Raw genomic sequence first — 15,789 nt, 5'->3', positions numbered from 1 at the left:
AACGGTGACGCCACCTGCCCCGCCCGCAGTTTCCGGCATGAAACCTGCTAAGGGCTCGGGGCCGCATGGGGATGCGGCCCCGTCCGTTGTTGGCGCTCCCCCCGCGCCCTGCCTCCTTTGATCGAATCCACCGATGCCCACTCTCGCCATCACGCTCAAGAAACAGCTCAAGGCCGCGCGCCAGCAAGCCATCGATGTGTTCCAGTCCAATCACAAGACCGAGCAACTGCTGGCGCAATTGCGCCGCAATGTCGATGAAGCGCTGACCAAGGCCTGGGAAGAACTGGGCATGTCCGGCAATGCCGCGCTGGTGGCCGTGGGCGGCTATGGCCGTGGCGAACTGTTCCCGCATTCGGACGTGGATGTACTGATCCTGCTGGACCAGGCACCGGACGCCGCCAAGAAGGAAAAGCTGGAATCGCTGGTGCAACTGTTCTGGGACATCGGCCTGGAAATCGGCCACAGCATCCGCACCATCGACGAATGCCTGGACGAATCGGCGGCCGACATCACGGTCCAGACCAGCCTGCTGGAAGCCCGTCTGGTCACCGGCAACCGGGCCCTCTTCAAGCGCCTGCAGGAGCGCTACCACGCCGCGCTCGACCCGCTGGCCTTCTTCCAGGCCAAGACCCTGGAAATGCGCCAGCGCCACGTGAAATATGAAGATACCCCCTACAGCCTGGAACCCAACTGCAAGGAAAGCCCCGGCGGGCTGCGCGACCTGCAGGTGATCCTGTGGGTGGCCAAGGCGGCCGGCCTGGGCAATTCCTGGGGCGAACTGGCCGAGCACGGCATGCTGACCTCTACCGAGGCACGGCAATTGCGCCAGAAGGAACGCGCCTTCAAGGACATCCGCATCCGTCTGCACATCCTCACCGACCGCCGCGAAGACCGGCTGGTGTTCGACATCCAGACGCAACTGGCCGAAACCTTCGGCTTCAAGACCACCGATACCCGCCGCGCCAGCGAATACCTGATGCAGCGCTACTACTGGGCCGCCAAGGCGGTGACCCAGTTGAACACCATCCTGCTGCAGAACATCGAAGCCCACCTGTTCCCGCAGCAGGCGGTGCCACGCCAGATCAACGAGCGCTTCAATGAGGTCAACGGCTTCCTCGACATCGCCCACGACAAGGTCTTCGAAGACACTCCCTCGGCCATGCTGGAGGTGTTCCTGGTGCTTTCCGAGCATCCCGAGCTCAAGGACATGTCGGCCCGCACCATGCGCGCGCTGTGGCATGCGCGCTTCAAGATCGACAATGCCTTCCGCAACGATCCGCACAACCATCGGCTGTTCATGCAGATCATCCAGAGCAAGCGCGGCATCACCCATGCCCTGCGCGGAATGAACGCAACCAGCGTGCTGGGTCGCTACCTGCCCAATTTCCGCCAGATCGTCGGACAGATGCAGCACGACCTGTTCCACGTCTACACGGTGGATCAGCACATCCTGATGGTAGTGCGCAACGTACGCCGCTTCACCATGAGCGAGCATGCCCACGAATACCCCTTCTGCAGCCAGCTGATGGCCAACTTCGGCCAGCCCTGGGTGCTGTACGTCGCCGCCCTGTTCCACGACATCGCCAAGGGGCGCGGCGGTGATCACTCCAAGCTGGGCATGGCCGATGCGCGGGCCTTCTGCCTGCAGCATGGCATCTCCGAAGAGAATACCGAGCTCATCGTGTTCCTGGTCGAACAGCACCTGGCCATGTCGCATGTGGCGCAGAAGCAGGACATGTCCGACCCCGACGTCATCACCGCCTTCGCCCAGCTGGTCAAGGACGAACGCCACCTGACCGCACTCTACCTGCTGACCGTGGCCGACATCCGCGGCACCAGCCCGAAGGTATGGAACGCCTGGAAGGGCAAGCTGCTGGAAGACCTCTACCGCATGACCCTGCGCGTGCTGGGCGGCGAAGCACCCTCGGCCGACCGCGAGCTCAAGAACACCCAGCAGGAAGCCATCAAGACGCTGCGCCTCTATGGTCTGCCGGCCGACGCCCACGAACAGCTCTGGAAGCAGCTGGATGTGGCCTACTTCCTGCGCCACGACGCCTCCGACATCGCCTGGCAGACGCGCTGTTTCTACGACAAGGTCGATACCGGGGTGCCGCTGGTGCGCTGCCGCCTGGCGCCCATCGGCGAAGGCGTGCAGGTGGCGGTCTACACGCCCGACCGCCCCGACCTGTTCGCGCGCATCTGCAGCTATTTCGATGAAAAAAGCTTCAGCATCTTCGATGCCAAGATCCACACCACCCGCAACAACTACGCACTGGATGCCTTCCTGATCAATGCCCCGGTGTTCGCCAAGAACTACCGCGACATCATCAACCTGATCGAACACGAACTGGGCGCCCTGCTGCAGTCGGACCAGCCGTTGCCGCCGCCATCCAAGGCCCGCCTGTCGCGGCTGTCGCGCACCTTCCCGGTCAATCCATCGGTGGACCTGCGCCCGGACGAACGCGGCCAGTACTACCTGCTGTCGGTCTCGGCCAATGACCGCGCCGGCCTGCTGTATTCGATCTCCAACGTCCTGGCCAAGTACCGGATCAACCTGCACACCGCCAAGGTGATGACCCTGGGCGAGCGGGTGGAAGACGTGTTCCTGATCGACGGCCCCGGGCTGTCCCAGCCGCGCAACCAGATCCTGCTGGAAACCGAACTCCTGCAGACCCTGCGCATCTGACCTCGCCGGTACCGGCAGGGCCGCCGCCAGTCTGGCGCGCCGGCCCTGCCGGCCTTACAATCTCACCCTCGCCGCTGGCCGGCTCCCCGTTTTTCGCAAGGCAATTCCCATGACTGAACCCGTACGACTTTCCAAACGCATGTCCGAACTCGGCCTGTGCTCGCGCCGCGAGGCCGACGAATGGATAGAAAAGGGCTGGGTGCGGGTCGATGGCGTGGTGGTATCGGTGCTGGGCAGCAAGGTGTTGCCGCACCAGAAGGTGACCGTGGAACGCCAGGCCAGCGCCGAACAGGCACAGCGCGTGACCATCCTGCTCAACAAGCCCATGGGCTATGTCAGCGGCCAGGCCGAGGACGGCTACAAGCCCGCCGTGGTGCTGGTCAACGAGCAATCCCGCTGGGTCGAAGACCAGACCGACATGCGCTACCATCCGCGCCAGCTGAAGAGCCTGGTACCGGCCGGGCGACTGGACATCGACTCGGTCGGCCTGCTGGTACTGACCCAGGATGGCCGCATCGCCAAGCAACTGATCGGCGAAGATTCGGCGGTCGACAAGGAATATCTGGTGCGGGTGCAATACACCCGCCCCGGCAAGCTTCCCGAATCCGATCTCAAGCGCCTGAACCACGGCCTGATCATGGACGGCAAGCCGCTGCGTCCGGCCAAGGTGGCCTGGCAGAACGAAGACCAGTTGCGCTTCACCCTGCGCGAAGGCAAGAAGCGCCAGATCCGCCGCATGTGCGACATGGTGGGACTGAAGGTGATCGGCCTGAAACGCGTGCGCATCGGCGGCGTCAAGCTGGGCGACCTGCCGGTGGGGCAATGGCGCTACCTGCGGCCTGACGAAAAGTTCTAGAAGTTCAGATCACTACCCGCAAACGAGAACGGCCCTGACTCAACATCAGGGCCGTTGCTTTTTCCAGCAAAACAGGGAAAAGGATCAGAGGAAACGATCCAGGATCTTGCGACTATGCTTGTCCAGCGCCTTCTGGTCGCGGATCAGGAACTGGATGCCATGGCTGTCGGCAATCAACAGCGCCGGTGCCGCCAGGCGACGGATATCCTCCTCCCCCTTGAGGGTGAAGGTCGTGGTGCCACGGGTGGTCTGTACGGTCCAGTCGCTGGGCGTGGCGAAGGTCGAGACACTGACGATACGCTCGATCTCGGGCATGAATTCGCGGCTGGCCAGCTCTTCCTCGATCAGCTTGCGCGCGTTTCCGGCGAGCTCATCCAGCGTATCGATCCAGGCCAGTTCATGGCCATCGCTGCTGACCAGCGACAGCCCGTGATCCGGCGCGGAGACGGGAAAGGCTCGCACCGGAATCACATTCTCATGGGCCACACCATCGACATCGGTGAGCACCAGGCGGCCGAAGCTGTTGCGTTGCAGTTGCCAGGACGGCTGGGCAATAGTGGTGGTCGTCATGGCTTCAATCGCCCTTCTCATCGTCGCTCACCGACACCTCGGCATCCCCGTCCGGGTTGCGCGCCTGTGCCTGATAGAGCTTGTAGTAATGCCCTTCGCGGGCCATCAGTTCTTCATGGTTGCCGACCTCGACCACCTGGCCGCGATCCAGCACCACCAGACGGTCGGCCTTGCGCAGCGTGGACAGGCGGTGGGCAATGGCGATCGTGGTCCGGCCCTGCACCAGGTTGTCCAGGGCTTTCTGGATTTCCTTTTCGGTGGTGGTATCGACCGAGGAAGTGGCCTCATCCAGGATCAGGATGCGCGGATCGATCAGCAGCGCCCGCGCAATCGAGATGCGCTGGCGCTCGCCGCCCGACAGCGCCTGCCCGCGTTCGCCGACCAGCGAGTCGTAACCCTGCGGCAGGCGCAGGATGAATTCGTGGGCATGGGCGGCACGGGCCGCAGCGATGATTTCCTCGCGGGTGGCCTCGGGCTTGCCGTAAGCGATGTTCTCGGCAATCGTGCCGAAGAACAGGAAAGGCTCCTGCAGCACCAGCCCGATGTTACGGCGGTATTCGGAAATCGGCAGCGAACGGATGTCCACGCCATCGATGCGGATCGCCCCTTCGGAGACATCGTAGAAGCGGCAGATCAGGTTCACCATGGTCGACTTGCCCGAACCGCTGTGTCCGACCAGGCCGATCATCTCGCCCGGAGCAATCGACAGGCTCATGTTGCGGATCACGGCGCGGTTGCCGTAGCGGAAGCCGATATTGCGCACTTCGATGGCACCCTGCACCTTCTCCAGGTGCACCGGGTTGGCCGGTTCCGGCACGCTGGAGACGTGATCCAGGATGTCGAAGATGCGCTTGGCGCCGGCGGCCGCCTTCTGGGTCACCGACACGATGCGGCTCATCGAATCCAGGCGCGTGTAGAAGCGGCTGATGTAGGCCAGGAAGGCCGTCAGCACACCCACCGTGATCTGGTTGCTGGAGACCTGCCAGATACCGAACACCCATACCACCAGCAGGCCCACTTCGGTCAGGAAGGTGACGGTCGGCGTAAACAGCGACCATATCTTGTTGACCCGGTCATTGACCATCAGGTTGTGGCGGTTGGCCTCACGAAAACGGGCCACTTCGCGCTTTTCCTGGGCGAAGGCCTTGACCACGCGGATGCCGGGGATGGTATCGGCCAGCACGTTGGTCACCTCAGACCAGATGCGGTCGATCTTCTCGAAGCCGTGGCGCAGGCGGTCGCGCACCACATGGATCATCCACGCGATGAAAGGCAGCGGCAACAAAGTCACCAGCGCCAGCCAGGGATTGATGGAGATCAGGATGGCCGCCGTCATGATGATCATCAGCACATCGATGGCGAAGTCCAGCAGGTGCAGCGAAAGGAAGACGCAGATGCGGTCGGTCTCGGAGCCGATGCGGGCCATCAGGTCACCGGTCCGCTTGCCGCCGAAATATTCCTGCGACAGCCGCAGCAGGTGCGCATAGGTGGTGGTGCGCAGGTCGGCCCCGATGCGCTCGGACACCAGCGCCAGGATATAGGTCCGTGCCCAGCCCAGGCCCCAGGCCAGCAGCGCCGCGCCCAGCAGGCCCGACAGATAGAGCGTGGCCAGATGGGTATCGATGGGCGTGCCGTTCTGGAACGGGATCAGCACATTGTCCATCAGCGGCATGGTCATGTAGGGCGGCACCAGCGTCGCCGCCGTCGAGGCCAGCGTCAGCAGGAAGCCCAGCAGCAGCGACCCCTTGTAGGGCTTGGCAAAGCGCGACAGGCGGAACAGCGCCCAGGTGGACGGCGGCGCCTCCTTGGTCTCGGGGCAGATGGCACAGGTTTCCTGGCCTTCCGGCAGGACCGCCTTGCAGGTCGGGCAGACGTCGCCCTCTTCCTCGACCTGCACGCCCGAGGCCAGCAGGTCGCGTTGCTGCTCGAACAACTTGATCAGGCGCAGCGCCTGCGGGTTCTGCGCCAGCGTGTAGCGCCAGGCCGCCAGGCGGCCGGTGCCGTCGCACAGTTCCAGCGTGCCCACGCCGGCGTGGTCGTGGTGCTTCATTTGCAGATCGGGCCCGTAGGTCCATTCCTGCCAGACGCGACCGTCGGCAGAGCTGGAGAGCAGGCGGCGTTCGGTCGCCAGCACCAAAGAGCGGGAGAATTGCAACTGGGCGTCCAGGTCCAGCTCCAGCCAGGCCAGCACGGCTTCGCCGGGCGCCAGGCGGGCAGCAGTTTCCGTTTGCCAGCGCTCGGGCAGGCTGGCGGTCGCGGAAGGATGTGAGTCAGTAGTCATGTAACGGCAACGTTGAGGCCCGAAGTGAGCAGTTTGGCTATTGTTTTATGGATGAGCAGGTCTCGCCGGACCGCTTGCAACGCCTCAGCGGCGAGCAGCGCGCGATTATAGCGCAGCGCCCCGCAGCCCCTGCCTGCGTCGCGCACCCCGGATAGGCGACAAGCTTCACCCGATAACGCGAGAACCGGCAAAACGGTGCACCAGAGCAGAGATTCAGCGCAATTTTCCCGCCAAATGCGAATGCCGGGAGCGCCTGAACACCGCGTTTTTTGCGCCGGGCGTGCCACGGGGAGAAACAGTCTGCGACAATATCGTTCACTTCCCATCCCCCAGCATCAGCCTACAGATGACTTTTATGCCCTTTCTGCGCCCATTTGAGCGGTCTCCCGGATCGGGGCCAGGCCGCCAGCGTTCTTCCCGACAAGAAAATCCGGGGTCGTTCTGTCGTATCCAGTAAACCAAACGCCGCCCTGCGCGTTAGTGAACCATGCGTTATTCTGACAGAGTGCTGACCGGTCTGCGCCGGGCTTCATCTGAGGGCGGCGACAAATGCATCTGCAGTACAGGCAGCATGGGCAAAACGGACAAGCTCCAGCATTTCAGAATTTCAGCAGCTTCGGCAATCCAGGCTTAGGCCAACACAGCGGCACACCAACCACACATGAAAAATATCGAATTCCTCCGTTTCCTGAACCTCAAGGGTCCGAACATCTGGACTTACCGTTCCGCTCTCGAAGTGTGGATCGATATCGGCGAACTGGAAGACTGCCCCTCCAACACCATTCCCGGCTTCCCGGACCGCCTGACCACCTGGCTGCCGACCCTGATCGAACACCGCTGCAGCTATGAAGAGCGCGGCGGCTTCGTGCGTCGCCTGCACGAGGGCACCTGGCCCGGTCACATCCTGGAACACGTCACCCTGGAACTGCAGAACCTGGCCGGCCTGCCCGGCGGCTTCGGCAAGGCCCGCGAAACCAATGTGCGCGGCGTCTACAAGGTGGTGGTGCGCGCCCGCCATGAGACCGTCACCCGCGCCGCCCTCTTTGCCGCCCGCGATCTGGTGATGGCCGCCATCGAAGACCGTCCCTACGACCTCGACGGCACCCTCTCCAAGCTGCGCCGCATGGTCGACCGCCTGTGCCTGGGTCCCAGCACGGCCTGCATCGTGGACGCCGCCGACGAGCGCCGCATCCCCACCATCCGCCTGTCCGAAGGCAACCTGGTGCAACTGGGCCACGGCTGCAAGTCGCGTCGCATCTGGACCGCAGAATCAGACCAGACCAGCGCCATTGCCGAAGGCATTTCACGCGACAAGGATCTGACCAAGTCGCTGCTGGAAACCTGCGGCGTGCCGGTCCCTGAAGGTAGTCTGGTGGAAAGCCCGGAAGACGCCTGGGAGGCCGCCCAGGACATCGGCCTGCCGGTGGTGGTCAAGCCCTGCGACGCCAACCATGGCCGCGGCGTCTTCATTGACCTCAATACCCGCGAAGAAATCGAAACCGCCTACAAGGTCGCGCTGGAAGAAGGCAGCGGCGTGCTGGTCGAACGCTTCGTGCCGGGCCTGGAACACCGCCTGCTGATCGTTGGTGGCAAGCTGGCCGCCGCCGCCCGTGGCGAACCCATCTTCATCGTCGGCGATGGCAAGTCCACCGTCCAGGACCTGCTGGACGAGCTGAACCGCGACCCGCGTCGTGGCCTGCTGGAAGAACACCTGCTGGACCCGGTGCTGCTGGAACGCGAACCGGCCGCCGCGCTGGAACTGCAACGCCAGGGCCTGACCACCGAATCGGTCCCCGCCGCCGGCCGCCGCATCCTGCTGCTGCGCAACGGCAACGTCTCTTCCGACATCACCGATCTGGTCCACCCCAGCGTGGCCGCCGCCGCCTCGCTGGCCGCCCGCATCGTCGGCCTTGACATCGCCGGCGTGGACATCGTGGCCGAAGACATCTCGCGCCCGCTGGCCGACCAGGGCGGTGCCATCGTCGAGGTCAACGCCGGCCCCGGCCTGCTGATGCACTTGAAGCCCTCCGACGGCAAGCCGCGTCCGGTCGGCGAAGCCATCATCGACAACCTGTTCGGCCCGGAAGAAAACGGTCGCATCCCCATCGTCGGCGTCACCGGCACCCACGGCAAGACCACCATCTCGCGCCTGATCGCGCGCATCGTGCACCTCTCGGGCAAGCATGTGGGCCTGGCCTGCGGCGATGGCCTGTACTTCGGTGAACGCCAGATCGAGCGTGGCAACCGCGCCAACTGGGACGCAGCTCACCGCGTGCTGTTGAACCGTGCGGTGGAAGCCGCCGTGTTCGAGAACGGCAGCGCCTCCATCCTGGCCGAAGGCCTGGCCTATGACCGCTGCCTGGTGGGCGTGGTCGCCAACATCGACCCCGACGACAGCCTGCCCGAGTTCTACATCGAGAACGCCGAACAGATCGCCACCAAGGTCAAGCGCACCCAGGTGGACCTGGTGTTACCCGATGGCGCGGCCGTGCTCAATGCCGACGACCCGCTGGTGGCGGACATGGCCCAGCTGTGCGATGGCGAGGTGATCTTCTTCGGCACCGACCCGGCCTCCGAACTGCTGGTCGGCCATCTGAAGGAAGGTGGCCGCGCCGTGTTCCTGCGCGATGGCGACCTGATCCAGGCCGACGGTGAACGCGAATGCAAGGTCAGCTCGGTGGATGCCATTCCGCTGACCGAAAACGGCGCCGTCGCCTACCAGGTCGAGAACGTGCTGGCCGCCGTGGGCGCAGCCTGGGCGCTGGGTATCAGCCCCGAGGTCATCCGCGCCGGCATCGAGCTCTTCGGTACCGAACGGGCCGAAGAGCAAGGCCTGAAGTTCAAGAGCCAGGTGGCCTGAGCCATCGGCTTGGACTGCATCCGCACTGCAAGACAGACAGATTCAAGATCAAGAGACACCTAGGAAAACTTGTCCATGGACGTATCCCGCATTCGCGCCCTGCGCGGCCCCAATCTCTGGAGCAGACACACTGCCATCGAAGCCATCGTTTCCTGCCCGGAACACGAGCGCGTCATCGACGACATGCCCGGCTTCGAACTGCGCCTGCGCGCCCGCTTCCCGCAAATCGGCTTCCTCGAACCCGACGGCGGCAAGCAGGTGGTGTCGATGGCCCACGCGCTGGCTGCCGCAGCCCTGGCGCTGCAATCGCAGGCCGGCTGTCCGGTGACCTTCAGCCGCACGGTGTCCACCGTCGAGACCGGCATCTACCAGGTGGTGGTGGAATACAGCGAAGAGGAAGTCGGCCGCCTGGCCTTCGACCTGGCGCTGGAACTGGTGCAGGCAGCCCAGGCTGATGCGCCCTTCGACCTGACCGCCGCGCTTACCCGCATCCGCGAGCTGGACGAAGATGTCCGCCTGGGGCCCTCCACCGGCTCCATCGTCAATGCCGCCATCAAGCGTGGCATTCCCTATCGCCGCCTGACCCAGGGCAGCATGGTGCAGTTCGGCTGGGGCAGCCGTCAGAAGCGCATCCAGGCCGCCGAGACCAGCAACACCAGCGCCATTGCCGAATCCATCGCTCAGGACAAGGATCTGACCAAGATGCTGCTGCACGCCGCTGGTGTGCCGGTGCCCAACGGCCGCGTGGTCACCACGGCCGAAGACGCGCTCAAGGCGGCCGAGGAAATCGGTTCGGCCGTGGTCATCAAACCGCTGGACGGCAACCAGGGCAAGGGTGTGGCGGTCAACATCAGCACCCCGGAACAGATCACCCGCGCCTTCAACAACGCCGCCCTGATCAGCGATGAAGTGATCGTCGAGCGCTACCTGCCCGGCCACGACTTCCGCCTGCTGGTGATCGGCAAGACCCTGGTGGCGGCCGCCCGCCGCGACCCGCCGCAAGTCATCGGCGATGGCGTGCACACCATCCGCCAGCTGATCGACCAGGTCAACGCCGACCCGCTGCGCGGCGATGGCCACGCCACCTCGCTGACCAAGATCCGCCTGGACGACATCGCCCTGCTGGTGCTGTCGGGCCAGAACCTGGAACCCGAATCCATCCCCGCCCAGGGAGTACGCGTGGTCCTGCGCAACAACGCCAACCTGTCCACCGGCGGCACTGCCACCGATGTCACCGACGACGTCCATCCCGACGTGGCGGCACGCGCCATTGCGGCGGCCCAGATGGTGGGGCTGGACATCTGCGGCGTGGACGTGGTCTGCAACTCGGTACACATGTCGCTGGAAGAGCAAGGCGGCGGCATCGTCGAAGTCAATGCCGCGCCAGGCCTGCGCATGCATCTCTCGCCCTCCTACGGCAAGGCGCGCGATGTCGGTGAAGCCATCGTCTCGACCATGTACGACGATGGCGACGATGGTCGCATCCCCGTGGTGGCCGTGGCTGGTACCAACGGCAAGACCACCACCGTGCGCCTGATCACCCATCTGCTGGCCAAGACCGGCCTGCGCGTGGGCATGACCAATACCGATGGCGTCTATATCGACGGCCTGCGTACCGACACCGGCGACTGCAGCGGCCCGCGCAGCGCCCGCAACGTGCTGTTCCACCCGGAAGTCGATGCGGCCGTGCTGGAAACCGCACGTGGCGGCGTACTGCGTGAAGGCCTGGGCTTTGATCGCTGTGCCGTGGCCGTGGTCACCAACATCGGCATGGGCGACCACCTGGGCCTGTCCTACATCAGCACCGTGGAAGACCTGGCCGTGGTCAAGCGCGTCATCGTCGAGAACGTCGCACCGACCGGCACGGCCGTGCTCAATGCAGCCGATCCGATGGTGGCCAAGATGGCGGCCTCCTGCCCCGGTTCGGTGACCTTCTTCGCGCTCGATCCCAGCCACCCCATCATGGCCACCCATCGCGCCCAGGGCCATCGCATCGTCTATCGCGATGGCGACGCCATCGTGGCCGCCCAGGGCAGCTTCGAAAAACGCCTGAAGCTCGCCGGCATCCCCCTGACCCGTGCCGGCGCCATCGGCTTCCAGGTCGAGAACGTGATGGCTTCGGTCGGCGCGGCATGGGCCCTGAACCTGGACTGGGAGCAGATCACCGGCGCCCTGGCCAGCTTCATCAGCGACAGCGGCACCGCACCGGGCCGCTTCAATCTGTTCGATTACAAGGGCGCCACCCTGATCGCCGACTACGGCCACAATCCGGACGCCATCCAGGCCCTGATCAAGGCTGTCGACAGCATGCCCGCCAAGCGCCGTTCGGTGGTCATCAGCGGTGCCGGTGACCGGCGCGATGTCGACATCACCCGCCAGACCGAACTGCTGGGCGATGCCTTCGACGAGGTGGTGCTGTATCAGGACCAGTGCCAGCGCGGCCGTGAAGATGGAGAAGTAATCGCCCTGCTGCGCCAGGGTCTGGAAAAGGCCAGCCGCACCAGCGACATCAAGGAAATCGACGGCGAATTCATCGCCATCGATACCGCCCTGGCGTCGCTGCAACCGGGTGACCTGTGCCTGATCCTGATCGACCAGGTGGAAGAGGCGCTGGCGCACATCGACGCCCGCGTGAAGGAAAGCCACTGACCACGACCGTACACCCGCCTGGCGGGTGATGTAAAAGGCGAAAAAGCATCCCGGCGCCGTGCCGGGATGCTTTTTTTACGACTGCCTCAAGCGCAAGGCCGGGACTCAGTCGTCCTGATTGGGGTCAAGCTCGGGGAACAGCACTTCGGTAAAGCCGAACTGGCGGAAGTCGCGAATGCGCATCGGGTACAGGATGCCCTGCAGATGGTCGCACTCGTGTTGCACCACGCGGGCGTGGAAACCCTCCACGGTGCGGTCGATCAGCTTGCCGTTCTGGTCCACGCCTTGGTAGCGCAGACGGCTCCAGCGCGGTACCACGCCGCGCATGCCGGGCACCGACAGGCAGCCCTCCCAGCCCTCCTCTTCCTGGTCGGACAGGGGCGTCAGGATGGGGTTGATCAGTACCGTCTCGGGCACGGCCGGGGCGTCCGGATAGCGCTGGTTGTGGCCGAAGCCGAAGATCACCAGCTGCAGATCGATACCGATCTGGGGCGCCGCCAGTCCCGCACCGTTGACGGCGCGCATGGTCTCGAACATGTCATCGACCAGCCGCGCCAGCTCGGGCGTGCCGAACTCGGTCACCGGCTGCGCCTGGCGCAGCAGGCGTGGGTCGCCCATCTTGAGAATCTCGCGTATCGCCATTCATTTTCTCCATGAAAGACGCCCGGTCGGGCCGGGCGTCAGGGTGTGAGCACATCAAGGCATCATCATGGTCCCGCCATGCGAGCTCATCTTCAGCGCTGCTTGTTCGCCACTTCCTGCAGGTACTCGGAAAAGGCCGGGCCGGTTTCCGGGTGCTTCAGGCCCATGGCCACCATGGCCTTCAGGTAACCCAGCTTGGAACCGCAATCATAACGCTGCCCTTGGTAACGATAGGCCAGAACCGACTCGGCCTGCATCAGCTTGGCGATGCCGTCGGTCAGCTGGATTTCGCCGCCGGCACCGCGGGGGATGTTTTCCAGGTAGTGAAAGATGCGGCTGTTGAGCACATAGCGACCCACCACCGCCAGCGTGGACGGTGCCTCTTCCGGCGCCGGCTTCTCGACGATGGCGTTGATGCGTTCCAGATCGGGCTGGTAAGGCGTGGCACTGACGATACCGTATTGGCGGGTATCGCTCTTGGGCACTTCCTGCACGGCCAGCATGCTCATGCCTTCGCGGGCATAGATGTCGGTCATCTGCGCCAGCACCGGCTTGACACCGTCGTCGGTATCCATGAAGTCGTCGGCCAGCAGGATGGCGAAAGGTTCCTCGCCCACCACCGGACGGGCGCACAGCACGGCGTGGCCCAGGCCCAGTGGTTCGGACTGGCGGATGAAGATGCAATTGACGTTCTTGGGTACCACGTTCTGGACGATTTCCAGCAGCTTCTTCTTGCCGGCCGCTTCCAGTTCGCTTTCCAGCTCATAGGCCTTGTCGAAGTGGTCTTCGATGGCGCGCTTGTTGCGGCCAGTGATGAACACCATCTCGGTGATGCCGGCGGCCACCGCCTCTTCGACAGCGTAATGGATCAGCGGCTTGTCGACGATGGGCAGCATTTCCTTGGGCTGTGCCTTGGTGGCGGGCAGGAAGCGGCTGCCGAGACCGGCGACGGGAAAGACTGCTTTCTTGATCTTCTTGATCATCATGACTCCGAGGTAGGAATAGGTCTTGGTAGTGCGTTATCGTCTGCTTTGGCAGAGCAGCCCCGACTGAACGGGAATGTCATGGTGGCGCATTGTATATGAATAAAAAGACAAGGTAATTACGCCGGGTTGTCAGCGTTGTCAGCGTTGTCAGCGTCGCCGCCTTCACTGTCCGCATCGCCCGCACCACCCTCGCCTGCACACAGTGCCTTCAGAGCGTCCTCGTCCAGGATGGTCAGCCCCAGCTCTTCGGCCTTGGCCAGCTTGCTGCCTGCGTCGGCGCCGGCCACCACGTAGCTGGTCTTCTTGGACACCGAGCCCGACACCTTGCCGCCGGCCGCCTCAATCAACTGCGAGGCCTGGTCACGCGACAGGTTGGGCAGGCTGCCGGTCAACACGAAGGTCTTGCCGGCCAGATGCTTGGCGCCGGCCTCCACGCCCGCACTTTCGGGCCAGTGTACGCCGACTGCACGCAATTGCTCGACCAGTTCCACGTTGAGCGGATCACTGAAGAAGGCGCGCAGCGAACTGGCCACCACCGGGCCGATGTCGGCCACTTCCAGCAATTGCTCTTCGCTGGCCACCAGAAGCTTGTCGATGCCGCCGAAATGGCGTGCCAGCTCCTTGGCTGTGGCCTCGCCCACGTGGCGGATGCCCAGCGCATAGATGAAGCGCGCCAGCGTGGTGGTCTTGGACTTCTGCAGCGCGTCCAGCACGTTCTGTGCCGATTTCTCGGCCATGCGGTCCAGTTCGGACAGTGCCGACAGGCCCAGCCGATAGAGGTCAGCCGGGGTGTTGACCACCTTGCGATCAACCAGTTGTTCCACCAGTTGCTCACCCAGGCCTTCGATATCCATGGCGCGACGCGAGGCGAAGTGCTGCAGGCCGCCCTTGCGCTGGGCGGCACACTTGAGCCAGCCCCCGGAGCAACGCGCCACCGCCTCATCCTCCGCACGCACGATGGGCGAGCCGCACACCGGGCAGGCCGTGGGCATGACGAAGGCACGGGCGTCGGCCGGGCGCTTCTCGGGCACATAGGCGACCACTTCCGGGATCACGTCGCCGGCACGCCGCACGATGACGGTGTCGCCGATCTGGATGTCCTTGCGGCGCACCTCGTCCTCGTTATGCAGGGTGGCATTGGTGACCGTCACGCCGCCCACGAAGACCGGATTGAGGCGCGCCACCGGCGTGATGGCACCGGTGCGACCGACCTGCACCTCGATGTCCTGCACCACCGTCAGCGCTTCCTGCGCCGGGAACTTATGGGCCAGCGCAAAGCGCGGCGCGCGCGAAACAAAGCCCAGGTATTTTTGCTGGTCCAGCCGGTCAACCTTGTAGACCACGCCGTCGATCTCGTAGGGCAGGCTGTCGCGCTTGGCGCCGATGCCGCGGAAGAAATCCAGCAGCCCGGCCGCACCCGTGACCACGGCGCGCTCCTTGCACACCGGCAGGCCCAGTTCCTGGTACCAGTCCAGCAGTGCCGAATGCGAAGCCGGCATCTCGGCACCTTCCAGCACGCCGATGCCATAGGCGAAGAAGCGCAGCGTGCGCTGGGCGGTGATGCGCGAATCCAGCTGGCGCAGGCTGCCGGCAGCGGCATTGCGGGGGTTGGCAAACTCCTTCTGCCCAGCATCGCGCTGGCGCTGGTTCAGGCGGGCGAAATCGCTCTTGTACATCAGCACTTCGCCGCGTACGTCGATCACCTGCGGCACCTGTTCGCCATGCAAGCGCAGGGGAATGGCGCGCACTGTGCGGATGTTGGCGGTGACGTTTTCGCCGGTCGTACCGTCGCCCCGCGTGGCAGCCTGGACCAGCACGCCGTTTTCGTAACGCAGGCTGATGGCCAGGCCGTCGAACTTCAGCTCGGTGGCATAGCGCACTTCCTGCAGGCTTTCCAGCCCGTCGCGCACCCGCTTATCGAAGGCTTCGATGTCTTCATCGGAAAAGCCATTGCCCAGCGACAGCATCGGCACTTCATGGCGCACCGGCTCGAATTGCGGCAAGGGGCCTGCCCCGACGCGCTGGGTGGGCGAGTCCGGGGTGAGCAGTTCGGGGTGGGCAGTTTCCAGCGCCTGCAGTTCCTGGAACAGCCGGTCAAATTCGGCATCCGGAATGCTCGGCTGGTCCAGCACGTAGTAGCTGTGATTGTGGCGATTCAGGTCGGCGCGCAGCGCGAAGGCGCGCACCAGCCAGTCTGGCGCCCCTTGCGGGGGCCGGCCGGCGGAAAACAGATCTGCTTGCATCGTGGAGGAGTAGGAA

The 15,789-nt window shown here is 64.4% G+C and carries 9 protein-coding genes; 4 read left to right on the top strand and 5 right to left on the bottom strand.

The genetic code is table 11. The features are described 5' to 3' along the window. The first annotated feature begins 133 nt into the window (after window positions 1–133). Together HWE04_RS16545 and HWE04_RS16540 are read left to right on the top strand one after the other, a co-directional pair. Window positions 134–2,686, top strand: a complete 2,553-nt coding sequence (locus tag HWE04_RS16545; RefSeq protein WP_241813089.1) for a [protein-PII] uridylyltransferase — start codon at window positions 134–136, stop codon at window positions 2,684–2,686. A gap of 109 nt (window positions 2,687–2,795) precedes the next feature. Further along, window positions 2,796–3,542 carry a pseudouridine synthase gene (locus HWE04_RS16540; protein ID WP_039874775.1) on the top strand — a complete coding sequence of 249 codons (747 nt, stop codon included), beginning with the start codon at window positions 2,796–2,798 and terminating at the stop codon, window positions 3,540–3,542. Between the two features lie 84 nt (window positions 3,543–3,626). Here the strand turns inward: HWE04_RS16540 and HWE04_RS16535 are convergent, their stop codons facing one another. Together HWE04_RS16535 and HWE04_RS16530 are read right to left on the bottom strand one after the other, a co-directional pair. Next, entirely contained in the window at window positions 3,627–4,112 is a 486-nt protein-coding gene (locus HWE04_RS16535; RefSeq protein WP_006462546.1) for a cyanophycin metabolism-associated DUF1854 family protein, read from the bottom strand. Window positions 4,113–4,116: 4 nt separating this feature from the next. After that, complete coding sequence (locus HWE04_RS16530; protein WP_241813088.1) at window positions 4,117–6,393, bottom strand: cyanophycin metabolism-associated ABC transporter; 2,277 nt, start codon at window positions 6,391–6,393, stop codon at window positions 4,117–4,119. Window positions 6,394–7,054: 661 nt separating this feature from the next. On the opposite strand from HWE04_RS16530, the gene HWE04_RS16525 reads away from it, so the two are divergent. Then, entirely contained in the window at window positions 7,055–9,253 is a 2,199-nt protein-coding gene (locus HWE04_RS16525; protein WP_241813087.1) for a cyanophycin synthetase, read from the top strand. Between the two features lie 75 nt (window positions 9,254–9,328). Further along, window positions 9,329–11,902 carry a cyanophycin synthetase gene (gene cphA / locus HWE04_RS16520; RefSeq protein ID WP_102662895.1) on the top strand — a complete coding sequence of 858 codons (2,574 nt, stop codon included), beginning with the start codon at window positions 9,329–9,331 and terminating at the stop codon, window positions 11,900–11,902. A 105-nt stretch (window positions 11,903–12,007) separates the two neighbouring features. On the opposite strand, the gene def is transcribed toward cphA, so the two are convergent. The 3 genes from def to ligA form a co-directional block, all read right to left on the bottom strand. Further along, on the bottom strand, window positions 12,008–12,544 hold the full coding sequence (def, locus tag HWE04_RS16515; RefSeq protein WP_241813086.1) for a peptide deformylase: 537 nt from the start codon (window positions 12,542–12,544) through the stop codon (window positions 12,008–12,010). A 92-nt stretch (window positions 12,545–12,636) separates the two neighbouring features. Then, window positions 12,637–13,527 carry a UTP--glucose-1-phosphate uridylyltransferase GalU gene (galU, locus tag HWE04_RS16510; protein WP_039874777.1) on the bottom strand — a complete coding sequence of 297 codons (891 nt, stop codon included), beginning with the start codon at window positions 13,525–13,527 and terminating at the stop codon, window positions 12,637–12,639. A 119-nt stretch (window positions 13,528–13,646) separates the two neighbouring features. Next, window positions 13,647–15,773, bottom strand: a complete 2,127-nt coding sequence (gene ligA, locus HWE04_RS16505; RefSeq protein WP_241813084.1) for an NAD-dependent DNA ligase LigA — start codon at window positions 15,771–15,773, stop codon at window positions 13,647–13,649. Between the last annotated feature and the right edge of the window lie 16 nt (window positions 15,774–15,789).

This window comes from Herbaspirillum sp. C7C2, from assembly GCF_022627865.1.
GTDB lineage: Bacteria > Pseudomonadota > Gammaproteobacteria > Burkholderiales > Burkholderiaceae_D > Herbaspirillum > Herbaspirillum frisingense.
Note: the sequence above shows the minus strand (reverse complement) of the source record. Positions and strands in the feature narration are given on the sequence as shown.